Annotated in this window: 19 protein-coding genes; 9 read left to right on the plus strand and 10 right to left on the minus strand. The window is 72.4% G+C overall.

Annotated features, from left to right (window positions below; genetic code table 11):
- Positions 1–40: 40 nt before the first annotated feature.
- The 6 genes from ACFWI4_RS25865 to ACFWI4_RS25890 form a co-directional block, all read right to left on the minus strand.
- Positions 41–1,189, minus strand: a complete 1,149-nt coding sequence (locus tag ACFWI4_RS25865; RefSeq protein ID WP_387200502.1) for a lactonase family protein — start codon at positions 1,187–1,189, stop codon at positions 41–43.
- Positions 1,190–1,642: 453 nt separating this feature from the next.
- Positions 1,643–2,458 (minus strand): endo alpha-1,4 polygalactosaminidase, encoded by an 816-nt coding sequence (locus tag ACFWI4_RS25870; RefSeq protein WP_385399118.1) that lies wholly within the window; start codon positions 2,456–2,458, stop codon positions 1,643–1,645.
- 271 nt (positions 2,459–2,729) lie between these two features.
- Positions 2,730–3,851: a hypothetical protein gene (locus ACFWI4_RS25875; RefSeq protein ID WP_387200505.1), complete on the minus strand. Its 1,122-nt coding sequence runs from the start codon at positions 3,849–3,851 to the stop codon at positions 2,730–2,732.
- A gap of 106 nt (positions 3,852–3,957) precedes the next feature.
- Positions 3,958–4,752: a hypothetical protein gene (locus tag ACFWI4_RS25880; protein ID WP_387200508.1), complete on the minus strand. Its 795-nt coding sequence runs from the start codon at positions 4,750–4,752 to the stop codon at positions 3,958–3,960.
- A 71-nt stretch (positions 4,753–4,823) separates the two neighbouring features.
- Positions 4,824–5,348 carry a hypothetical protein gene (locus tag ACFWI4_RS25885; protein WP_387200510.1) on the minus strand — a complete coding sequence of 175 codons (525 nt, stop codon included), beginning with the start codon at positions 5,346–5,348 and terminating at the stop codon, positions 4,824–4,826.
- A 9-nt stretch (positions 5,349–5,357) separates the two neighbouring features.
- Positions 5,358–6,125: a hypothetical protein gene (locus ACFWI4_RS25890; RefSeq protein ID WP_387200513.1), complete on the minus strand. Its 768-nt coding sequence runs from the start codon at positions 6,123–6,125 to the stop codon at positions 5,358–5,360.
- A gap of 444 nt (positions 6,126–6,569) precedes the next feature.
- Between ACFWI4_RS25890 and ACFWI4_RS25895 the strand changes: the two genes are divergently transcribed.
- Positions 6,570–7,691, plus strand: a complete 1,122-nt coding sequence (locus tag ACFWI4_RS25895) for a PP2C family protein-serine/threonine phosphatase (RefSeq protein WP_387200516.1) — start codon at positions 6,570–6,572, stop codon at positions 7,689–7,691.
- Positions 7,692–7,746: 55 nt separating this feature from the next.
- Here ACFWI4_RS25895 and ACFWI4_RS25900 read toward each other — a convergent pair whose 3' ends face one another.
- From ACFWI4_RS25900 to ACFWI4_RS25915, 4 genes are all read right to left on the minus strand, one after another.
- The gene (locus ACFWI4_RS25900; protein WP_387200519.1) at positions 7,747–8,217 is read right to left on the minus strand and encodes a hypothetical protein; all 471 of its coding nucleotides are present in this window, start codon (positions 8,215–8,217) and stop codon (positions 7,747–7,749) included.
- A 196-nt stretch (positions 8,218–8,413) separates the two neighbouring features.
- Positions 8,414–10,486, minus strand: coding sequence for a S9 family peptidase (locus ACFWI4_RS25905; protein ID WP_387200522.1), 2,073 nt, complete (start codon positions 10,484–10,486; stop codon positions 8,414–8,416).
- A 404-nt stretch (positions 10,487–10,890) separates the two neighbouring features.
- Positions 10,891–12,276 carry a diaminopimelate decarboxylase gene (gene lysA / locus ACFWI4_RS25910; protein ID WP_387200525.1) on the minus strand — a complete coding sequence of 462 codons (1,386 nt, stop codon included), beginning with the start codon at positions 12,274–12,276 and terminating at the stop codon, positions 10,891–10,893.
- A gap of 4 nt (positions 12,277–12,280) precedes the next feature.
- Positions 12,281–12,919, minus strand: coding sequence for a helix-turn-helix domain-containing protein (locus tag ACFWI4_RS25915; protein WP_387200527.1), 639 nt, complete (start codon positions 12,917–12,919; stop codon positions 12,281–12,283).
- Positions 12,920–13,335: 416 nt separating this feature from the next.
- Here ACFWI4_RS25915 and ACFWI4_RS25920 point away from each other — a divergent pair, with 416 nt between their 5' ends.
- The 8 genes from ACFWI4_RS25920 to ACFWI4_RS25955 all read left to right on the plus strand — a co-directional run bounded on the left by ACFWI4_RS25920 (position 13,336) and on the right by ACFWI4_RS25955 (position 22,997).
- The gene (locus tag ACFWI4_RS25920; RefSeq protein ID WP_387200530.1) at positions 13,336–14,349 is read left to right on the plus strand and encodes a MurR/RpiR family transcriptional regulator; all 1,014 of its coding nucleotides are present in this window, start codon (positions 13,336–13,338) and stop codon (positions 14,347–14,349) included.
- Between the two features lie 122 nt (positions 14,350–14,471).
- Positions 14,472–15,839: a M20/M25/M40 family metallo-hydrolase gene (locus ACFWI4_RS25925; RefSeq protein WP_387200533.1), complete on the plus strand. Its 1,368-nt coding sequence runs from the start codon at positions 14,472–14,474 to the stop codon at positions 15,837–15,839.
- Between the two features lie 238 nt (positions 15,840–16,077).
- Positions 16,078–17,922: an ABC transporter substrate-binding protein gene (locus tag ACFWI4_RS25930; RefSeq protein WP_387200535.1), complete on the plus strand. Its 1,845-nt coding sequence runs from the start codon at positions 16,078–16,080 to the stop codon at positions 17,920–17,922.
- 3 nt (positions 17,923–17,925) lie between these two features.
- Positions 17,926–18,981, plus strand: a complete 1,056-nt coding sequence (locus ACFWI4_RS25935; RefSeq protein ID WP_385399088.1) for an ABC transporter permease — start codon at positions 17,926–17,928, stop codon at positions 18,979–18,981.
- Positions 18,978–19,931, plus strand: coding sequence for an ABC transporter permease (locus tag ACFWI4_RS25940; RefSeq protein WP_385399086.1), 954 nt, complete (start codon positions 18,978–18,980; stop codon positions 19,929–19,931). Before ACFWI4_RS25935 ends, ACFWI4_RS25940 begins: the two co-directional genes overlap by 4 nt.
- A 5-nt stretch (positions 19,932–19,936) precedes the next feature.
- Positions 19,937–21,118: an ABC transporter ATP-binding protein gene (locus ACFWI4_RS25945; RefSeq protein WP_387200539.1), complete on the plus strand. Its 1,182-nt coding sequence runs from the start codon at positions 19,937–19,939 to the stop codon at positions 21,116–21,118.
- Positions 21,115–22,146 (plus strand): ABC transporter ATP-binding protein, encoded by a 1,032-nt coding sequence (locus tag ACFWI4_RS25950; protein ID WP_387200542.1) that lies wholly within the window; start codon positions 21,115–21,117, stop codon positions 22,144–22,146. The genes ACFWI4_RS25945 and ACFWI4_RS25950 overlap by 4 nt, the downstream gene beginning before the upstream one ends.
- A complete protein-coding gene (locus tag ACFWI4_RS25955) occupies positions 22,122–22,997 on the plus strand; it encodes a hypothetical protein (protein WP_385399076.1) in 876 nt (291 codons plus the stop codon). Before ACFWI4_RS25950 ends, ACFWI4_RS25955 begins: the two co-directional genes overlap by 25 nt.
- Positions 22,998–23,014: the final 17 nt, after the last annotated feature.

Here is a 23,014-nt window from a genome sequence, read left to right on the forward strand (position 1 = left end):
GTGGGCGGGGGCGCGGCCGTAGGTCGTGCGTGTGGGTTGGTCAGGGGGCGACGATGCCCTCGCCGCCGATGCCGCCCGGGACGGTGTGGGAGCCCAGCCGGGTGAGTGAGCCGTCGCGCTTGACGGCGAACTCGTCGACGATGCCGTTGACGCCCGTCTGGACGTAGAGGTAGCGCCCGTCCGGGGTGGTGGCGGCGTCGACGGTGCCCGGGTTCGTGGGCGTGTTGCCCAGGGGGGTCAGCCGGCGGCCGTGGTCGGAGGCACGGAAGCCGCTCAGCGTCGAGCTGCCCGCGTTGGAGGCGTAGAGCAGGTCACGGGAGGCGACGATCCAGCAGGTGGCCGACTGGCCGGTGGCCGCGAAGGCCTCCTGTGTCGCCGTGCCGTCGCGGTGGACGGTGAACGTGGCGACGGCGTTCGTCCCGGCCTCGGCCAGGAACAGGCCGTGCCGGCCGTTGGGAACGAAGGCGAAGGGCACGGCGCCCGGCAGGCTCGTGGTGACGGCGGACCTGGCCGGTGCGCCGGAGCGGCGCAGGTTGAAGACCAGGAGGCTGCTGCCGTTCGCCTTGGTGGTGACGACGAGCTGGGAGCCGTCGCCGGTGAAGCCCACCTGGCCCGGGGTGTTGGTGAACTGGGGCGTGGCGTTCGGGTCGAGTCCCAGGCGGCGGTGCCGTCCGGCCTCCTCGTGCAGGCGGCCGTGCCGGATCGTGTATCCCTGGATCGAGCCGCCGTCCAGCGCGTTGAGCACGTACACGTCGTCGTCGTGCACGGCGACGCTGACCGGGAAACGGCCACCGGAGCCGATGACCTGGCGCAGCGCCAGGCGGTCGCCGTCGACCGAGAACACGGAGACGGTGTTGCTGCCGGCGTTGACGGCGTACAGGAGGGCGTGGCGCCGGTCGTAGGTCAGGGAACCCTGCGAGGCGAGGTGGTCGGCGACCGACCCGTCCAGCACGCCCCCGAGACCGTGCGTGTCGTAGGTCCTGAGCTGGGTCAGCCGGCCGTTCTCCGCACGCCGGTACGCGACGATCTGGTTGCCCGCCGGGTTGTCGGTCTGGACGAAGACGGCGTGGTGACCGTCGTGGCCGTATCCGTCGCCGGTGCGCGGCGCAGCGGACACGGACGGAGCGCACAGGGCTGCTGTGGCGAGGACGGTCGCCGCGGCCATGCCGAGACGAGTGATCTTCTGCACGATGTTCTGCCTCCACGAGGGACCGGAATCGACGTCTCGCCGGAGGCCTGCGTCTCTGGTCGAACCAGATTCGGGCACCGTGGCCGCGAGCGGAGACGACATGTACGAGGGCTGTCGAGGGCCGCGACGGGGACGCACGCCCGGCGGACCACGTCCTCGCGCGTGAGCCCCACCGCTCCTCGTCGACAAGGTATGTGATACTTTGTCATAATGCGTGGAGGTGACACGGCCCGGCGCCGGCACACGGCTCACTGGAGTACGCGGGCCGGACTTCGTCGTCACGGAGCCGGTTTCGGGAGCCGGTTTCGGACGGGGCCGCGGACCCCTGGGAACCGCGCCGGCCTGCGGCGGCATCGCGCAGCCACCGCAGGCCGGCACCGACCCGACTCGGATCTCGGTCCAGCGAGCCCAGCGGGTCAAGCAGGTCCAGCGGGCCCAGGAGGTCCAGCAGGTCTAACAGGTCTTGCGTACGTATCCGCTGCTGCCCGCCGGTTTGACGTCCAGGTCGCGCTGGACGATGCTCAGCGTGCCGCCCCACCCGTTGCAGGCCTTCGACCTGCCGGAGTTGGTGTACTCGATCACGATCACGTTGTTCCCGAAGGCGCTGGTGTAGTCGCCGCACTCGTCGTACTGGCCGCACTCCTCGGCCACGGCGAAGTCCAGGCCGTTGGCGGTGTGGTTGCCCGCCAGCTCGGGAGTGTTCTTCTGGGCGATGGCCAGGCCGTCGCCGTGGGCGCGCGCCGAGAGCAGCTTGATGTACGCCTGCGCGTTGGCGGCCGTCAGACGGTTCCCGGAGCGGGTGTAGCTGTCGTAGTTGTCGGGCTCGATCGCCTGGTAGCCCTTCGCCCTGCAACTGTCGATCACGCTGCCGATCTTGGCCGCGATCCGCTGCCGCTTGGCGTCGGTGCCGACGTCGAGGAAGGCCTCGCCCCAGTCCTCGTCGTACACGACCTTGCCGGACGAGTCGCGCAGCAGCAGGTCGGAGTCCCACTCGTTCTCCGCGCCGGGCTGCGCCTGGAAGGCGTTGACGTAGCAGATGTTGTACAGGCCTGCCGCCGGGGAGGCGGTGTTGTCCCGGGTGACGACCTTCACCCCGGCCGGCGGGGTGTACGCACCGCCGATCTGGTAGTCGAAGCCGACGTGCGGGGGCGGCAGGGGCACGGACGCGGCCTGAGCGCCGGTGGCGGGGACGAGGAGTGCACCGACCAGCGCTGCCGCGCCGACGACGGTGCCCGTGAGTTTGCGGGAAGGGGTGCTGAAACGGCCCATGTGAATGAGCTCCCAGGAGGAAGAGGGCACGTCCCCGCCTCGGACGCGTGACGCCGTCCTGGCGACTTGGGCCGGGCTCGTGGCGCGAGGCCTGCATACCGGCTGGGCGTGCCTCTGAACCCGGAGCACGGCTCCGGTGTTGTCCGGGAGTAAAGCGACTGCCCGTGGAGATGTCAACGGTCGGCCTCACGCCGCCGGGTCACCGCGAATCGTCACGCGCGGGGGCTACGGCGGGACCATGGCCGAAAGTACGCGGAGCCCCGCCGCACCGTCACTCTGAAGTCGATTCATCGACCGATGTCCGAATCGACCCGCCCGCCCCCGAGCTCCCGAAGGCCGGATAGCCGGGCAGGAGCGCGATCTCCCAGGCCCCCGCGACCTCACGCAGCAGTGCCCGCATCGTCTCCGCGAACGCCGGGAACTCGTCCAGCGCGCTCGCCATCTCCCAGCGGTGCCTGAGCACTTGACGCCGTGTCGGGGCCGGACGTCGGGTGGGGTGGAGCGGGCCGTCCTCCCCGGCGCGGGGCAGCATCCGCACAGTCGCGTCCACCGTCCAGACCGCGGTGGCCTGCCGCATGCCGGCCTGCCACACCTCGTCGTCGGCCAGCGCCGGGTACACCCCGACGACCTCCGCGCGATAGGCCTGCTCGATCCCCGCGGCGGTTCCGGCCGGGAGCGTGAACACGCACCAGCAACTGGAGAACGGCATACGGCAGTACGCGGCCGTCAGGAACACCGACTGGTAGCAGGCCGCCTCGAAGTCGATCAGCCTCAGCCCCGCCGGGGTGAGCAGGTTGTTGTCGGGACAGGTGTCGCCCGGGGTGAAGGCCGGATACTCCTCCCCGCCCGCCGTACCGATCCGGGCCAGCTCCCCCGCAAGGCCCGGCGGAACCGCGATCCCGGCGCCGTCGAGCAGCACCGGCAGCTCGGCGGCCCGCCGCGCGATCCAGGGCTCCTCGCCCCAGGAGAGCAGGCCCTTGTCGTACCGGGTCCACAGCCGCGTGAGATCGGCGCGCCGGTGCACCGAGGCCGCGGCGAGCCAGCCGAGGCCGCGGGCCCAGGCCAGCAACCCGGCTTCCGCGACCGCGCGATCGGTCCCGAGCAGCACGTCGGCCAGGGTCGGGGCGTTCCCGAGGTCTGCCATGACCAGCAGGGGTACCTCGGGGTCCACGCCCAGGACCGCGGGACCCGCGATCCCCATCGACAGCCCGGCGGCCTCAGCGGTGAAGGCCCGCAAGGACTCCGGACCGTCGCCGAACGCCTTGACGATCACACTGCCGCCGTCGGGCGTCGCGCAGCGCAGCACGGTGCTGCGCGAGCTGCCACCCAGGTCCACGGGTCCGGACAGCTCGACGTCCAGCAGTTCACCGGCGGCACGCAAGATCGACTCCACCCGGGCAGTCTGCCACCGACACCCGCCGCCCCGGGGGCCGTTCCTTCACCGCCGTTCCTTCACCGCCGGCCCTTCGCGCGGGAACGTCGTGCGCGACTCAACGCGGTCAACGCAGCGTGCAGTAGATGACGCTCGGATAGGTCGCGGCGAACGCCCACACGAAGGTGTTCAGCCTCATGAAGACCAGGGCTCCGAGATGCAGCCCGAACGCGAGCGCCAGGAGCGCGTAGGTCAGGCGCGGCTCGCCGAGGAGCACGAGGGGGAACGCGCACTCCAGCACGATCACCCACCACCCCGCGAGCAGGGCCAGCCGGGAGTGCGAGGCGACTACGGGGCCCAGGCGGCGGTCTCCGTACGTGGTGGTGCCCAGGATCCCGCCGAGCGCGCGGCCGCCGCGCCACACCGGCGACATCAGTTTGGCGAAGCCCGCGGTGAAGTACGCGCAGCACGCCTGCCCCGCGACGAACCACAGGAAGGCGTACTGCGAACCGTCGGTGCCGATCACCCTGGCGCCGAACGCGGCGACGAAGATGATCATCGAGAGCTGGTCCGCGCCGTCCGTGCCGTACGGGGAACGCACGCCGAGGAGGACGGAGGTCGCCGCGACCACGCCGAGGCACAGGCACAGGACGGCTGGTGGCAGATGGCCGACCACGACGGCCAGCGCCGCCACCAACCGCAGCATCACCAGGACCAGGACGTTCGGGTAGCGGAAGACGAGATCGACCGCCCGGTCGAGGCCGCGGGGCAGCCGCCACGGCCGGCTGGTCCGGCCGACCGGCCAGCCGGCGATCGCGTGGTCGGCCAGCAGCGCGGGGCGCGTGAGGTACTCCCACGAGGAGATGGCCACGCCCACACCGCCGATCGACAGGGTGAGGCGCGCCGCCAGATCAGCGTTCACGAGGTCCCCTCCATGAACCCTCCCGGGTCCTCGGCATCCGGATCGGGCAGCGCCTGCCCGGTGCCGGAGGCTCAGTCGATCGCGTGCAGGGACGAGACGAAGGCCACCGCGGGAACGGCCTCCTCGAGGGCGGAACTCTTCTGGACGACGAGCGCGAACTGGGTGGCATCGGGTTCCTCGGGGCGGGGCTGCGCCGACACGTGGGCCAGGAGCGCCAGGTAGGGCGCCGACAGCTCGATCTCCTCCGGCCGGCGCCCCTGGGACGCCAACTGCAGGAGATTCTGCGACGCGTCGAGCAACGCCTTGCTGTGCCGCCGGTCAGGATTCCAGACGGCGCGCAGCGGCCGGGCGCCGGCGGCGGCTCCCGTCAGTTCCCGCCACTGCGTGAGACGGCCGTCCGGCGTCCGGTCGCGGTGCAGCAGGACGAAGTCCTGCATGCCAGGGGTCGGGGCGAAGAAGGTCCATCGCGGGATCAGAGCGAAAACGTCGTACTTGCGGATCCTCGTCGCCCATCGCGACCGCGCCTGGCAGACCATGGTGAGCACGAGCCACAGCGAGCACACGGCCGCGTACGCGGCACCGGTCCATGAACGCATTCCGGGGCCTCAGGGGTGGTTGTGGCCGAGCAGGTCGCGGCGCCGGTTCAGCAGCTTGCGCGCGGAGGCCGCGGGACCGAGACGCTCGATCTCGTCGTCCGGCAGCGAGAGCTCCTCCTGGAGAGGGGCCACCATGCAGTGATAGGTCGCGTACGTGATCTGCGCGAGCTGCTGCGCGAAGCCGGTCCAGGTGTCGCAGCAGTCGGCACGGACGGTGACGTTCATCTCCAGCTGATCGTCCGGGACTTGCTCCACCGCGACCCGCTCGGCGTCGGTGAGCGGAGGCATGTGGCGAACCGCGACGGCGGCCAGGCCACCTCGCGCACCCGGGACCAGGTGCTCGACCAGCGTCAGTTCCTCGGGGGACAGACGGCCCCCGTTGTAGGGGTTCTCGATCGCCACGAGGTCCGCTCCGGGTGCGGGGAAGATGTGGGTCGCGAGCGTCCTGGCGCCGTAGCGGATCGTGGCGAAGCTCTCCGCGTCGCAGAGGAGCCGGTAGGCGCGGTAGTGGCTCACGGTCTCGCGGGCGCGGAAGATCTCCTGGATCTCCTCCGAGAGCCGGACGTCCTCGCCGTTGCCCTCCAGGACGGCCTCGCGGATCCGGTCGATCATGGGCTCGCCCGCCCGGCCCAGGAACACCATGATCGTCCCCGGTGGCGTCAGAATGCGCCGTGCCGGATCGGTCGGGACGTAGTCGATGATCTCGATGGGGCTGGTCCGGAGCTCTCGCTGCTCCAGTTCATCAGCCGCGAGCTGCAGAGCCGTTGACCTGTCCATGCGTACGTCCGTCTCTCCGGGGGCATGTCGGTGACTCAGTGTCAGCTCCCGTGCACGGTGTACCCGCCCGGCGCACCGCGTACGACAGGGGAACAACCCCACCGGACGACTGGCGTCGCGGCCGCGACGCCGTCGTCACCGCAGGCGAGCCGGCTCCGGTGCGGCCGGATTCCGGGTCGAGGACCGTTCACTCGGAGTGACCTCGCCCGAGAAGGGAGCGGTGACCCTCGTGGCCGCGCCGCCCGCGCCGCCCGACCGTCCGCGCCGCCCGGCCGTCCATCCGCCCGGCCGTCGGAGCCGCCGCCGTCCCCCGGGCCCCAACCGGTCCACCGGGATTCGGGACGGCACCAACGCGAGTAAAGTTCCGGAATGCCCGAATCGTGGCTCAAAATGTCGGGAGCGGCGCACATCCCCGTTCGGGGAAGCGAGCGGAAGGCTTGGGACATGGCCCTTCGACCACGGCTGGAACTGCGGCGTTCCTGGCGGCCGGGTCACGCGCCCGCACTGCTCGTGATCCCGGTGGCGCTCATCGTCACGGTCTGTGTGGTCGACGTACTGGCCCCGCCGCACATCCACCTCGGTCCGCTGCTGGTGGCGGCGCCCGCGCTGACGGTGGCGTTCGCCGGTGCCCGCGCCACCGCGCTGATGGGAGCGCTCGCGGTGGCCGCCCAGGTACTGATCGGCACGGTCAGAGGGGTCCTCACCACCGCCAACGTCCAGGCCCAGATCGCGTCCTTGATCATCGTCTCCGCCGTCTGCGTCACCATCTGCCTGGTACGGGACCGGAGCGAGAGACAGCTGCTCCAGGTGCGGTCGGTGGCCGAGGCGGCGCAGAGCGTGCTGCTGCGGCCCCTGCCCACGCACGCCGGCCCGCTGCGGATCGCCGGTCTGTACATCCCGGCCGAGGCGGAGGCCGACCTGGGCGGAGACCTGTACGCGGCCGCCCGGACCATCCACGAGAGCACCCGGCTCCTCATCGGTGACGTGCGCGGCAGCGGTCTGGCCGCGATCAACAACGCCGCCCTGCTTCTGGGCGCGTTCCGCGCGGCCGCCCATCGGCAGGCGACCCTCCCCCGTCTCGCCGTCCACCTGGACGCCGCCTTCCGCTGGGACACCAGTCAGTGGCGGTCACCGGCGGAGCAGGACACCAACGAGGACTTCGCCACCGCCACCCTGCTCGACATCCCCGACCACGAACCGGTCGTCCACCTGATCACCTGCGGCCACCCGCCCCCGCTCCTCCTTCGCGGGAATGAGCTCACCCCTCTGACGGCGGACGCGAGCCACCTCCCCATCGGCTTCGGCGGGTCCTTCGGCGTCGCCGTCTACGAGGTCCAGACCTTCCCGTTCGAGGTCGGCGACCTCCTCCTGCTCTACACGGACGGCGTCATCGAAGCCCGCGACACGGAAGGACTCTTCTACCCCTTCTCGGAACGGGCGCCCCAATGGACGAAGGACGACCCCGAGGAAGTCCTGCGCCGCCTGGAGGACGACCTGATGCTCCACGTCCACGGCCACCTCGACGACGACGCTGCCGTCGTCGCGATCCGCCGCCTGGCCCTCTGATCCCCGGCCGTCGGGGTCGACGAGGCGGCCTGTCCCGGCGCCCGGGCGAATCCGTTCACCCGCCTTCCCTGCCGCCCGCGAGCCGGCGATGCCACCAGAGGTCGGCGCTCCAATGCCGGCGATCGGCGAACGGGTCGGGAAGCGTGCGCTTGAGGTACACGGTGTCCAGGGCGGCCACTCGGCGCGCCAGCTCAGCACGCGGCCGGGCGGGCAGTTGCTCCAGGACCAGGTCGAGCACGTCGCGGGCGTGCCTCACGTCGTCGAAGGAACAGCCACGGCACGAACACTCCGCGTCCTGCGGATAGAGGGGTCTACGTCCGGGCGGTTCGAGGAAACCTCGGTACCGCCGCAGCGCACGGTCCGTGGCACCGGGATGGACGTAGTAGTCGGCCGACAGCCGCTCCACTCGATGCACGGCGAGGCTGGTGCGGGCGGAGAGTCCGTGGATCCGCTCCGGTGGCGGGAACTCCCCTGCGCGCGGGCCGTGTTGTACGGCGCGCAGGGCGCCGGGCCGTCTACGCGGCATCGGCCTTTCGATATGCGGTCATGGCCCATTCCTAGCCTTCCGCAGGGACCCGGTCAACGCGATATCGCAGGCCACGAACGACTCGGCACGGCGATTTGGGCATGGCCGACCGGCGCAGCCAGGGCTCCCGCGGCTCCGCAGGGGCATCGGCCACTCGTACGGCCGGGGACGCGCCGTGCGTCCCCGGCCTCCCGGATCACAGGGCGTCGGCGTCCACGAGGACGTCGGGGGCGATGTGAGCGCCGAGGGTCTCCCGGTAGAGGGCCACTTCGGCCAGCAGGGAGCGGCGGACGCTGTCGGCCCGGCGGAAGCCGTGGCCCTCGCCCTCGAAGAGCAGGAAGCGGTGCCACACCCCGCGTTCGGCCAGGTTGTCCACGATGCTCGTGGCCTGGTCGGGGCGGCAGATGAAGTCGTCCGCGCCCTGGAGCATCACCAGCGGTGCGGTGATGAGGTCGGCGTTCGCCGCGGGTGAGATCTTGTCGAAGAGGGCACGGTCCCGCGGGAGGACGCCGACGAGGGTGTCCACGTAGCGGGACTCGAAGTCGTGGGTCTGGTCGGCCCGCCACCGTGCCGGGTCGCTGATCGGGTAGAGGACCGTGCCCGCGAAGAAGACGTCGGTGTGGGCCAGGCAGGCCAGCGTGGTCCAGCCGCCGGCCGAACCGCCGCGCACGGCCGTACGGGCGGGATCCGCCAGACCCTCGGCGGCCAGGGCGCGGGCGACGGTGACGCAGTCCTCGACGTCCACCGTTCCCCACTGACCGCGCAGCCGGTCGCGGTAGGCCCTGCCGTAGCCGGTGGAGCCGCCGTAGTCGACGTCCGCGACGGTGAAGCCGCGGCTGGTGAAGAAGGAGTACTCCAGGTCGGCGGTGACGCCGGTGGAGTTCGTCGGGCCGCCGTGGACCTGGACGAGCAGGGGCGGCAGTTCGCCCTCGGGTGCGACGGCGGTGGGGTGGGTGGGCCGGTGCAGCACGAAATGCACGGGCCGGCCCTGCGCGTCGTGGACGGTACGGCGCTCGGGCCGGGGCTGCCACGGGGCGAGCGGGTCATCGGACTTGGGCCTGGCGCGTCGGGCCGGACCGGAGCCCGGGGCCAGGGGAACCGAGAGCAGGGCCGAGCCGAGGGCCGGGTCGGCGGCGCGGACCAGGACCCGTTCGCCGTCCGACCACAGGTCGCCCTGGAAACTGCTCCAGCCGTCCGCGAGTTCGGTCAGTCCGCCGTCCTCGGGCGACCAACGGGACAGCCGCTGCGGGCCGTTGCCGTGCGGCAGCACCACGCCGTACGGCGTCACGGTGAACCAGCTCGCGCCGACGCGCCAGACGGGGCCGGCGCAATCCTCCTGGAGGGGAAGGACGTTGGTGATCGTGGTGGGGGTGGGGCGGTCGGCGGCCAGGTCGACGCGGTGCAGGTTCCACCAGCCGTCCGGGTCCGCCATGGCGTAGAGGGTGTCGGGACCCGCCCACGCGGCCTGGGAGACGGAGACCTCGGTGCCGTCGTGGCTGCCGCCGAGCAGCCGGACCGGCTCACCCGCGACGCCGTCGTGCAGCTCCGCGACCATCAACTCCGAGCTGTCCCAGGGCATATGGGGGTGGTCCCAGCCGATCCAGGCGAGCCGCCCGCCGTCCGGGGAGAGCCGGTGCCCGCACAGGAAGTGGTGCGAGCGGGCCACCACGCGCAGCGCGCCGGGGTCGTCGGCGGCGGCGCCGGACAGCGGTACGGCAACGATCTCGCGCACGGTCCGGAGTGCCGGGTCGGCGTCGTGCTCTCCGGTGGCGAAGCGGGTGGTCTCCCGTACGCACCACACCTCGGTCCCGTCCGGGCCGGTCACCGGGTCGGCCCAGCAGGTCTCCCGGTCGGCCGGGTCGGCCGGGGTGAGCGGCACGGGCACCGGGAACGCGTCGTCCTTCGCTTCCCCGGCGGCCCCGAGACGGGGCACCTCGGCGCGGTACAGGCGCTGGTCGCCGTGGTCGGTGAAGACCAGCAGGTGACCGCCCGTGGCCGGGTCCGCGGCGCGTACCCAGTACGGCTTGCCGCCGTAGCCGAGGGAGCGGTTGCGCACCGAGACACCGGGAGCGAGCACCTGGACGGGTTCCTCGTGGCCGGGGGCGTTGCGCAGCAGCCGTACGGTCGCGGTGGCCGGGTCGGAGGCACACCACCAGTTCTCATCGCCGGCCCCGGAGGGCCAGGAGGTCGATCCGGAGGCGTCGGCGACCGCCTCGGCGGTGATCGGGGACGGCCAGGTGCCGTAGGGCAGGCGGGACACGGTGGACATGGGGTGACTCCGAGTACGGGAGGGGCCGTTGGGTGGGGGGCTGGGCCAAGGCGGGCGGGGGCTACGGGTGTTGACGCGGGTTCCGGTGCGAGTGCGGGGTCATCGGCCCCAGCGGGAGGTCCGTGCACGGGGCCTGGGGTGCGATACGGGGGCATGGGAGGCACGGGACCTGGGGTGTGAGCCCGGCCGGGGCGCCGGGACTTGGGGTGTGATCCCGGGCCCGGGCGCCGGGACCTGGGGTGTGGTCCCGGCCGGGGCGGCTACGGAGGGGTGTCCCGTGCCGGGGTCGGCGCGCCCGCTCACCGGCGCCCGCGCAAGCCACGTACGCACGCCACCTGGGCGACAGGTGCGCCCTGACCGCCTGAAAGGCAACCGGCGCGAGACGGACAAGAGCCTCGCCGGGGTCAGCCGGCGGGCAACCGCACCGGCTCCCCGTGGGCGTCGCGGCGGCGCAGGTCCTCCGGGGTCTCCCGGCGGACCATGAGTCGGGCGCGGCCGTCGCGTACGGCGACGACGGCGGGCCGGGGCTGGGCGTTGTAGTTGCTGGCCATGGCGTGGTGATAGGCGCCGGTGGCGGGGACCGCGAGGAGGTCACCTGCGGCGATGTCCTCGGGCAGGGCGATGTCGGGCACGACGACGTCTCCGCTCTCGCAGTGCCGGCCGACGACCACGGCGTGCACGGGCTCGCCCCCGGCGGTCCGGTTCGCGGTCCACGCGGTGTAGCGGGCGAGATAGAGGGAGGGCCGCAGGGCGTCGCTCATGCCGCCGTCCACGGAGACGAACCGGCGGCGCAGACCGTCCTTGACCGCACCCACGCGGTAGACCGTCACTCCTGCGGTGCCGATCATCGAACGCCCGGGTTCGACGGCGAGGCGGACCGGTGTCCCGGGCAGTGCCCGCTCCAGTCCGGCGCGCAGGGCGGCGGTGAACTCGGCCGGCTCCAGGCGCGGTTGGCTGGGCAGATAGGGGATGCCCGCGCCGCCGCCGAGGTCGATCTCGTCGACCGTGATGCCGTGCCGTTCGGCGAGCGCGGCGACGAAGGCGCCGACCCGCTCGGCGGCGAGGGTGAGTCCCTCGGTCGCGGTGATCTGTGAGCCTATGTGGGAGTGCACGCCGGCCAGCCGCAGGGCGGGGCGGCCGGCGACGGCGAGGACGGCGCGTTCGGCGTGGCCGTCCCGGACCGGGAAGCCGAACTTGACGTCGTCGCCTCCGGTGGCCATGTAGTCGTGGGTCTCGGCGGCCACGCCGGGGGCGATGCGGACGTACACGTCCTGGACGCGGCCGGCCGCCGCGGCGGCGGCCGCTAGCCGGTCGATCTCCTCCAGGCAGTCGACGACCACGACGCCGACGCCGTGGGCCACCGCGAGCTCCAGCTCGGCGACGGACTTGTTGTTGCCGTGGAAGACGATCCGCGCGGGGTCGAAGCCGGTGTCGGCGGCCATCCGGAGCTCGCCCCCGCTGCACACGTCCAGGTGGAGTCCCTCGGAGTCGACCCAGCGGACCATCTCCGCGCACAGGAACGCCTTGGAGGCGTAGTGCACCCGGTCCGCGCCGGACGCGCGCCAGCTCCGGGCGCGATGGCGGAAGTCGGCCTCGTCCACCACGTACAGCGCGGTACCGCAGGCCTCGGCGAGGTCGTCCAGCGCGACTCCGCCGACGTGCAGCCGGCCCTCGACCGTCTCGGCGGTCAGCGGCCACACCTCGGGGGCGGTCTCCGGGGAGGCCGCGGGGGCCAGTCCGTCGGGCAGTTGGGTCCCTGCGGGGGCGGGCAGGGATGCGGCGGTGGGCACGGGCTCACTCCTCGGTGAGGACGACGAGCATCAGCAGGTCGTCGCTGGGGTCGGTGAAGTGGTGTTCGTCGGTGGCGGCGAAGTGGCAGCTGTCGGCTCGGCGCAGCAGCCGTACGACGCCTCCCACCGACACCCGGCAGGAGCCCGCGAGCACGAGCGCGAACTCCTCGCCTGAGTGGGTCGTCGGGTGGTCGTGGTCGCCCAGGTCGGCGTGGAGCAGCCGGGCGCCGATGCGGCTCGCGCCGGGGGCGGTGAGGTCCCAGATGCCGTGGTGGCCCTCGGCCTGGGCGAGCAGCGGTGCCGGGGCGAAGCGCGGCGGGAAGGCGGGGGCGGCGGGCGCGGCGGTGACCGGTCCTGTGCCGCCCAGGAGTTCGGCGGGGGTGGCGCCGAGGGCGTCGGCGATCTGGGCGAGGGTGCGGACCGTGGGGTTGGCGGCGCCGGACTCCATCTGCGAGACGTAGGCCGGTGAGACGCCGGCGCGGGTCGCCACCGCGCTCAGGGTGAGCCCGGCGGCACGGCGGACGCGGGCGACGGAGGCGGCGAGCACATCGCCGGTGTCCGCCCGCTCGGCCGGTGCGTCCGGACCGGGGTCCGCGGGGGCGGGCGACGGGGCTCGACCCGCGTCCGCCGGGACAGCCGCCACGGCTCGACCGGCGTCCGCGGGGCTGGGCGGCGCGACACGACCGCTGTCCGCCGAGCTGGACGACGCGGCTCGACCGGTGTCCGCCGGGACGGGCGGCACAGCTCGACCGGCGTCCGCGGGGGCGGGCGATGCGGCTCGACCGGCGTCTGTGGGGCCGGACTTCTCCGCCCCGCTGCCCGGCTCGTCGCCGGGCCGTACGGAACCGTCCGTGGCGCGGCGCGAGTTCTGCCGGGAGACGGGGGGATCGGCCGAAGAGTTTTCCGCGCCGGTGGCTCTTGACGAGGTCATGCGGCGACAGTAAGACTCACGCATCGCTTAGATCAAGCAATCTGACGCCGACGTTTAACTGTCAGCAGAGATGCAGTTCAGCAGCCGGACCCACGGGTGTGGGCTGCCCTGAGCAGGAGGGGTGAGCAGTGACCGGACCGCTGGCGCCGACGCCGACCCTCGAGCTGTTGCGTGCGGCCGCCGCCCTGTGCGGCCCCGCCGCGCAGCGCCTGTTCGAGGTGCTGGCGGAGGACTACCCGGCCTCCCTGGAGCGCCGCCCCGGTCAACTGCTGCGGGCGGCCGACGCGAGCTCCGCGGACCTCGACGGACTGCTCGCGGCGGCCGGGGTCGCCTCCACCGACGATCTGCGTCTGCTGGCGGCCCGGGAGAGCGGCCTGCGCCTGGCCGAGCCGGATCTGCGGTTCACCAGCCGCGATCCGGAGTCCGAGCCGCGGGAGCGGTCGGCACTGCGCCGGATGATCACCGCGGAGGAGGGCAACCTCCGTCGCACTCTGGCCGATCTCCAGGCCAACGGCGCCCTGGAACTGGCGGCCGCGGCCCTGCTGCGGGCGCGGCGGCGGTGGGTGCTCGGCGACCTGAAGTCGGCCGGGTACGCGTCGCTGCTGACCAGCGACCTCACCAGCAGCATGCGGGACGTGTTCCTCGTGCAGCCGGCGACGGGCGCGGCGGTCAACGCGATCAGCGACGCGCACGCGGACGACGTCCTGGTCGTGTTCAGCTTCCGCAACTACAGCGGCCTGACCGTGGACGTGGCCCGTGAGTTCCGCGCGCTGGGTGCCTCGGTCATCGCGTTGACCGACAGCTACACCAGTCCGGTCTGTTCCTTCGCCACGCACGTCCTGGCGGTGGACACCCGCAGCGAGTCGCCGCACCACTCGCCGACGGCGGTGGCGGCGGCCGCCCATGTGCTGGCGGCGCTGGCCGCCGCGGGCGCCAAGGGCGCGGCCCGGCGCAACCGGCGCCGGGCGGAGCTCTTCCGCTCCCTGGGCAGCTACGGTCTCGGCCCGGCGCAGTCCGCCGCGAGCGTGGCGGAGGGCGCGCCGGATCTCCCCGAGCCCGCCGCCGGACCTCGTGGCGCCAGCGCCACGGACGCGTCCGGCTTACCCGCGGCGCCCGGGGACGAGCATCCGCCCGCGCGGTGACCGCCCCTTCCCTCCCCCCGTCCCGCCTGTTCCCCGTTTCCGCGAGTCCGTCTCGCTGAGCCATCGACGGCAGAGGCCCCGTCCTCTCGTCCTGCCGCCGGGAAAGCAAGTGGTACCCCTTCATGAACGACCTCTCCGTCCGCGAGGACGGCGGTGCTCTCTCCCCTGCCGAGGACGCCGCACTGATCTCCGAAGTCACCGAGCTGTGCGCCCGGTTGATCCGTTTCGACACCAGCAACTACGGCGGCGGCGACTCCCGCGGTGAGCGGGAGGCGGCCGAATGGACCGCCGCGCTGCTCGCGGAGTCCGGCTACGAGCCGGTGGTGCTGGAGTCGGCACCGGGCCGGGCCAGCACCGTGGTCCGTATCCCCGGCGAGGACCGCGAGGCCCCGGCGCTGCTGGTGCACGGTCATCTCGACGTGGTTCCGGCCGAGCCCGCCGACTGGAGCTTCGACCCGTTCTGCGGGGAGATACGCGACGGCGCGATCCTCGGCCGCGGGGCGCTCGACATGAAGGACATGGACGCGATGATGCTCGCGGCCGCCCGGTCCTGGGCGCGCCGCGGAGTCAGGCCGGCGCGCGACATCGTGATGGCGTTCGTCGCGGACGAGGAGGACACCGGCGAGCTGGGGGCGGGCTTCCTCGTCGACCGGCACGCGGACCTGTTCGAGGGCGTCACCACCGCGATCGGCGAGTCCGGCGGCTACTCGGTCCACCTGCCGGACGCCTCCCGGCTCTACCCGATCGCCGTCGGCGAGCGCGGCAGCGCCTGGATGGACCTGACGGCGCGCGGGGCCGCGGGCCACGGCTCACGGCCCGGCACGGACAACGCCGTCGCCACCCTGGCGGCGACCCTGTCCGCGCTGGCCTCGCACCGCTGGCCGGTACGGATCGTGCCTCCGGTGGCCGCGCTGCTGGAGGGACTCTCCGCCCGTCTGGGCGTCACGGTCGACCCGGCGGACCCCGCGTCCCTCGCGCAGCTGGGCGAGGCGGCCAAGCTGGTCGAGGCCACCGTCGCCAACACGCTCAACCCGACCATGATGAAGGCGGGTTACAAGCACAACGTCGTTCCGAGCGAGGCGACGGCCGGCGTGGACGGCCGGATCCTGCCGGGCGCGGAGGACGACTTCTTCGCGACCGTGGACGCCCTGCTCGGCGAGAAGGTCTCGCGGTCCTTCCACAGTTTCGCCGCGCCGGTCTCCGCCGACCACGCCTCGGCCGAGTTCGCGGAGATGGCGGCGGCGCTGCGCCGCGCCGATCCCGAGGCGCTGGTGCTGCCGTTCATCATGTCGGGCGGCACGGACGCCAAGGCGTTCGCCCGGCTGGGGATCCAGTGCTACGGCTTCGGCCCCGGCCTCACCCCGCCCGGCTTCGACGTGTGGCGGTATGTGCACGGCGTGGACGAGCAGGTCCTCGTCAGCAGTCTGGAGTTCGGCGTACGGGTGCTGGAGGACTTCCTGCGCACCGGCACGGGGTCCGGGCCCCGGTAACCCCGGGCGATGAGCGCCCGGTACCTCCGCCGAATCACCGCAGGCATGCACACATCTATGCATGCATGCACCAATGCATGAACCAATGCACGCACCAATGCATGGACCAATAGATGCAGCGTGCATTCATCGTCGCGTCGTACGGCCCCGGCCCCCGGGTCCGACGGCGCAGCGGTCTCGCCCCATCTCCCGTCCCCACGCGGCCCCGCGCCGCCGGCACCTCCAGGAGAAGTTCACGATGACCACGCCAGCCCCCGCACGCAGAACCGGCCGCAAGGCCGCCGCGCTCGCCACCTCGCTGCTGCTCGCCACCGGCGCGGGCCTCGCCCTCGCACCGGCCGCCGCGGCCGACGACGCCGGCAGCACCCTGCGGATGCCGATCACCGGCATCGGCATCGACTCCCTGAACCCGTTCCTGGCCTACTTCGCGGGCAGCCTGGACGTGTTCGCCGGCATCTATCCGGCGCTGGACACGGTGGAGCAGGACGGCACCGTGAAGCCCTACCTGGCGGACTCCTGGACGACCTCCAGCGACAAGCTCACCTGGACCTTCAAGATCCACAAGGGTCTGAAGTGGAGCGACGGCAAGCCGATCACGGCCGAGGACGCCGCCTGGACGTTCAACCTGATCATGAGCAACTCCACGGCCGCCACCGCCAACGGCTCCCTGGTGAGCAACTTCGCGTCGGTCACCGCGCCCGACGACACCACCCTGATCGTGAAGACCAAGAAGCCGCAGGCCACCATGCTGTCGGTCAGCATCCCGGTCTCGGGCATCCCGATCGTGCCGAAGCACATCTGGGAATCCCACGTGAAGGACCTGAAGAACTACAAGAACGACAGCTTCCCGATCGTCGGTTACGGCCCCTGGACGCTGACGGACTACAAGCCCGAGCAGTACGCCAAGTTCGACGCGAACAAGGACTTCCTGCTCGGCGCGCCCAAGTACGGCCACATGATCGAGCAGTCGTTCAAGAACACGGACGCCGCGGTGGCGGCCCTGCGCTCGGGTCAGCTGGACTACGTCAGCGGCCTCAACCCGACCCAGTACCAGGCGCTCAAGGGCCGGTCGGGCATCAAGGCCTACGAGCAGGTCGGCAACCGCTGGAGCGGCATCGAGGTCAACGGCGGCGCCCGTACCCGCGACGGCAAGAAGATCGGCACCGGTCACCCGGCGCTCGGCGACAGCAAGGTCCGCGAGGCGCTGGCCCGCGCCATCGACCGGGCGACCATCGTCAAGAAGGTCCGCAACGGCCTGGCGGAGGTCGGTGGCAGCTATCTGCCGCAGTCCCTGCCGCAGTACGCCTGGCAGCCCTCCGACGCCGAGAAGTTCGGCTACGACCCGGCCAAGGCCAACTCCGTGCTGGACGAGGCGGGTTACAAGAAGGGCTCGGACGGGATCCGGGTCGACCCGAAGTCGAAGCGCAAGCTGGAGTTCCGCCTCGGCATCCACTCCGACGACGACGGCGACGCCAAGGTGTCCACGTACCTCGCGGGCTGGTTCAAGGAGATCGGCGTCAAGGTCGACATCCAGTCGATGAGTTCGGCCAAGCTCAACGCCGACCTGGCCAAGGGCGACTGGGACATCCTGATGGACTCCTGGTCGACCGGTCCCGACCCGACGTACCTGCTGGGCATCCAGACCTGCTCGGCGCTGCCCGACAGCAAGGGCGAGGGCGGCAGCACGGACTCGTTCTTCTGCGACAAGGACTACGACAACCTGTTCCTGCGCCAGCAGAGCGCCTTCGACGACAAGGAGCGGGCGGATCTGCTGCGCCAGATGCAGGCCATCCTGTACAAGGCCAACGAGAACATCATGATCTACAACGCCAGTGGTCTGGCCGCGTACCGCACCGACCGCGTGAACGGCATCGTGGACGGCAAGGCGAACTCCGCCGGCGCCTACCCCGCGCAGGACTCCTTCCACCAGTACCTGAACGCGACCCCCGCCACGTCCGCGTCCTCGTCCTCGGGCGGCAACTCCGGCACGCTGATCGGCGCTTCGGCCGCCGCGGTGGTCGTCCTCGCCGCGGGCGGCGTGTTCCTGGCCCGCCGCCGCTCCTCCTCCGACGACCGCGAGTAGACCGTGGCCGACACCATCGACGCCATCGGCGCCGTCACGGCCGAGCCCGCCGCCTCGCGCGGCGGGCGCCGGCCCGGCTCCGGATTCGCCCGCTACCTGGCCACCAAGGTGGTGGCCGCGGCCGTCAGCTTCCTGGCCACCCTCGTCATCGGGTTCGTCCTGTTCAGCCTGATGCCGGCCGACCCGGTGCAGTCCATCACCCGCGGCCGCCCCACCAGCGACGCGCAGATGGCACAGCTGCGCAAGCAACTCGGCCTGGACCAGTCGGTGCCCGAACGCTTCCTCCACTTCGTCACCGACACCCTGAGCGGACACCTGGGGAACTCCTGGGAGTTCCAGCAGCCGGTCAGCTCCCTCATCGGCGACCGGCTGTGGCCGACCCTGCTGCTGATGGGCACGGCCACCGCCATCTCGGTGGTGCTCGGCCTCTGGCTGGGCATCAGATCGGGCTGGAAGCACGGAAGTTGGCTGGACCGCATCGCCACCGGCGCCTCCCTGACGCTGTGGTCGGTGCCGACCTTCTGGCTGGGCATGATCCTGCTGATCACCTTCAGCGTCGGCATCGGCCCGATCCCCGGCTTCCTGCCCGCGGGCGGAATGAGCGACCCGGCCATCACCGGCGGCCTGGACCACGTCCTCGACGTGGCCAAGCACCTGGTCCTGCCCTGTCTGACCATGGTCCTGGTGGTGTTCGCCCAGTACGTCGCCGTCATGCGCTCGTCGATCATCGACGAGCTCGGCAGCCCGTATCTGCTCACCGCGCGGGCCAAGGGCCTGCGCGACGACGACGTACGCCGCAGGCACGCGGTGCCCAACGCCCTGCTGCCCTCGGTCACCATGATCTTCATGCACGTGGGCACGCTGCTCGGCGGCGCCATCACCGTGGAGACCGTCTACTCCTGGCCGGGCCTCGGCCAGCTCAGCTACCAGGCCCTGAAGGTGCCCGATCTGCCGCTGCTCCAGGGCACGTTCATCGTCTTCAGCGCCTCGGTGATCCTCATGAACCTCCTCGCCGACGTGATCTACCGCTTCCTCGACCCCCGGGTGCGTGCCCAGTGACCCACCACGAACCCCTCACCGAGGCCGTCTTGCCGCCCCGGGCGGAGGCCGATCCCGCGCCGCCGGTCACCCCGGCCGCGCCGAAGCCCCGCCGCGCCGGATTCGCCGGCTTCGTGCGCTCCTTCGTCCGCATCCGCTCCGGCGTGGCCGGCCTCACCATCCTGGTCGTGTTCGGCCTCCTGGCCATCTGCGCACCGCTGTTCATCTCGGACAACGACCTCGACGTCATCAAGGTCGACGGCCCCTCCCTGCACTCCCCCACCGGCGGCTACCCGCTCGGCACCGACCAGGAGGGACGCTCCATCCTCCTGCTGGTCATCTGGGGAGCGCGCTCCTCGCTGTCCATCGGCCTGATGGCCACCGTCCTGACGGTGGTGCTGGGCAGCGCGGTCGGCCTGGTCGCCGGACACTACGGCGGCTGGATCGGCAAGGCGCTGATGCACCTCACCGACTGGTTCATCGCCCTGCCGAGCCTGCCGCTGGCCATCTCGCTGTCGGCGGTGATCGGGCAGGGCACCGCGTCCATCACCATCGCCATCGCCGTGACCAGCTGGTCCTCCACGGCCCGGCTGGTACGGGCGCAGACCCTCGCGGTGGAGGCCAAGCCCTTCATCGAACGGGCCAGGGCGCTGGGCGCGGGCGGCCCGCAGGTGATGCTGCGGCACGTCCTGCCGAACGTCACCCCGCTGATCCTGGTCTCCTCCACCCTGACGGTGGCCTCGGCGATCCTGTCCGAGGCGACCCTGACCTTCCTCGGTCTGGGCGACCCGACGGGCATCTCCTGGGGCGCGATGCTCAACTCGGCGCTCAGCGGCGGCGCCGTCACCTCCGGCGCCTGGTGGTACCTGTACCCGCCGGGCATCGCCATCCTGATCGTCGTCCTCGGCTTCACCCTGACCGGCCGCGCCGTGGAGACCCTTCTCAACCCGAGGTCGGTGAAGACACGTTGAACGCGATGCTGGAGGTCAAGGACCTCAACGTCACGTATCGCAGCGGCGGGCGCACGGTGCCCGCCGTGCGCGGGGTGGACCTCACCCTGGACGCCGGGCAGACGCTCGGCCTGGCCGGCGAGTCCGGCTCGGGCAAGTCCACTCTGGCGATGAGCCTGCTGCGGCTGCTGCCGGCCGCCGCCGAGGTCACCGGCCAGGTGCTCTACCAGGGCGAGGACCTGCTCACCGCCAAGTGGAGCCGGATGCGCGCGGTGCGCTGGGCGGAGGCCTCCGTGGTCTTCCAGGGTGCGATGACCGCGCTCAACCCGGTCCACACCATCGGCGACCAGCTCGTCGAGCCGATCCTGCTGCACGGCCGCAGGGCCGGTGAGGACGGCGGCAGGATCACCGAGAAGCAGGCCCGCACCCGCGCGGGCGAACTGCTGGAGTCGGTGGGCGTCCCGGCGCGCCGGATGCGCAGCTACCCGCACGAGTTCTCCGGCGGCCAGCGCCAGCGCGTCATGATCGCCATGGCGCTCGCCTGCCGCCCGAACCTGATCATCGCGGACGAGCCGACGACGGCCCTGGACGTGATGGTGCAGGCCCAGATCCTGGACCTGCTGTCGGACCTCGTACGCGACGAGGGCATCGGCGTCATCATGATCAGCCACGATCTGTCCGTCCTCGGCCAGATGTGCGACCGGCTGGCCGTGATGTACGCCGGTGAACTGGTCGAGTCCGGCCCCTCCCGGCAGCTCCTGGACGACCCGCGGCACCCCTACACCCGGGCGCTGTCCCGGGCGTTCCCCACCATCGGCGACCCGGCCTCCCGCAGGGCGCCCGCCGGCCTGCCCGGCGACCCGCCCGACCCGGCCGCCCTCGGCGCGGGCTGCCCGTTCGCGGCGCGCTGCCCCGAGGTCCACGAGGTGTGCGCGAGCACGCCCGCGCCTCTGGTGCCCGCCGGTCCCGGCCGGCTGTCGGCGTGCCTCAGGGTGCTGCCCGGCTTCCCCGACGTGTCCGCTGACGCGCCCGGACCCGCCTCTGACGTGCCCGGACCCGCCGCGGTCGTGCACGAACCCTCCGCGGACGTGTCCGAGCCCTCCTCGGACATGGCCGCGCCCGCCCCTGTCGTGTCCGAACCCTCCCCGGAGATCCCCGAACCCTCCCCGGGCCTGTCCGAACCCTCCGCGGAAGGAGCCCGCTCATGACCGTCACCACCACGGGCACGGTCACCGGACCCGACGCGGCCACGGCGCCCGCGCTGGAGGTCCGCGACCTGCACATCACCTATCCGCCCCGGGCCGGCCGCGGCCCCGCCCGCGCGGTGGACGGCGTCGACCTCCAGCTCGGCCGCGGCGAGATCCTCGCCCTCATCGGCGAGTCCGGCTGCGGCAAGTCCACCCTGGCCCGCGCCCTGACCGGGCTCGTCAAGCCCACGTCGGGCGAGGTGCTGTGCGACGGCGTACCGCTGCGCTACACCAGCGCCGCGCTGAAGGCGCACCGCCGCCAGGTCCAGTTCGTGCTCCAGGACCCCGGCGGCGCCCTGAACCCGCGGCAGAACGTGTTCGACGCCGTCGCCGAGGGCCCACGCCTGCACCGGATGAAGGACGGCCTCGAACAGCGCGTGCACTCCGCCCTGTCCAAGGCCGGACTGCGCCCGCCGGAGCACTTCCTGTCGCGGTTCCCGCACGAGATGTCCGGCGGGCAGCAGCAGCGCGTGGTCATCGCGGGCGCGCTGGCGCTGGAACCGTCGGTGATCGTGGCCGACGAACCGGTGGCCTCGCTGGACGCCTCCGTACGCGGCGAGATCCTCAAGCTCGTCCTCGACCTGCGCCGCGACCTCGGCCTGTCCTCCCTGGTGGTCAGTCACGACCTGGGCCTGGCCTGGAACATCGCCGATCGGGTGGCGGTGATGTACCTGGGCCGGATCGTCGAGGTCGGCACCGTGGAGGAGGTCCTGCTCGCGCCGAAGCACCCGTACACCAAGGCGCTGCTCTCGGTGGTGTCCGCGGAGGGCGGGCGCGGTGAGGGGCGGCCCCAGCTGCTCCAGGGCGAGCCGCCGGACCCGACGGACGTGCCCGAGGGCTGCCGGTTCCATCCGCGCTGCCCGGTGTGGGCGGGTCTCGACACCGCGGGCCGCTCGGAGGCGGGCTGCGACCGGCGGACCCTTCCGCTCCTCCCGGCGCAGGCGCCGGAGGGTGGCCGGGCCGCATGTCACCTCGCGAGCGCCTCGTGAACGCGACGGCGACACCGAGGTGCGCGGCCGGCACCCGGCCGGCTCCGCCGCTGGTCGTGCGTGACGTGGACGGACCGCTGGAGATGGCCGACTGCATCACGCTGTACGAGCGGGTCATGGGCCTGCGCCACGGCGACGGCAGCCTCAACCCGCGTCTGCTGACCGCCCTCCAGGACAACAGCGGTCTGGTCGTCGGCGCCTATCTCGGCGAGGCGCTGGTGGGATTCACCTACAGCTTCCTCGCCCGGGAGCGGGACGCCGACGGACGGGGCCCGCGCCTGTACCAGTACTCGCAACTGGCCGTCGTGGCGCACGAACGCCAGGGCCTCGGCATCGGGCGGCTGCTCAAGCTCGGCCAGCGCGACCGCTGCCTCGCCGAGGGGACGACACTGATCCGCTGGGCGTACGACCCGATGCAGACCCGCAACGCGCACTTCAACCTGGACGTGCTCGGCGCGGTGGTGGACGCGTTCAAGCCCGCGATGTACGGCGCCTCGGGCTTCGGAACCGCCACCGGCGAGTCCACCGACCGCTTCATCGTCTCCTGGCACCTGGACACCCCGGCACGGCCCGCCGTGACCGCTCCCGCTCCGCCGCCGGACGGCTGGAGCGTCGGCCAGGTGTACGAGGACGGCGACGACCGGATCGTGGTCCTGCCCGACGACTGGCACCGGCTGCGCGCCGAGGCCGGCCCGGAGCACACCGCCCGGCTGCGCGGCCGTCTCACCCCCACGTTCGCCCGGCTGCTCACCGACCGCACGGCCCTGTCCTGCGTACGGCTGCCGGGCGGCCTCGCCGCGTACCGCTTCACCCCCCGTGCCGCCGTACCCGGCACGGCCCCTCGCCCCTGACCGGGCCCCGCACGGTA

Origin of the sequence: Streptomyces sp. NPDC127038, assembly GCF_042725875.1 — a bacterium.
GTDB lineage: Bacteria > Actinomycetota > Actinomycetes > Streptomycetales > Streptomycetaceae > Streptomyces.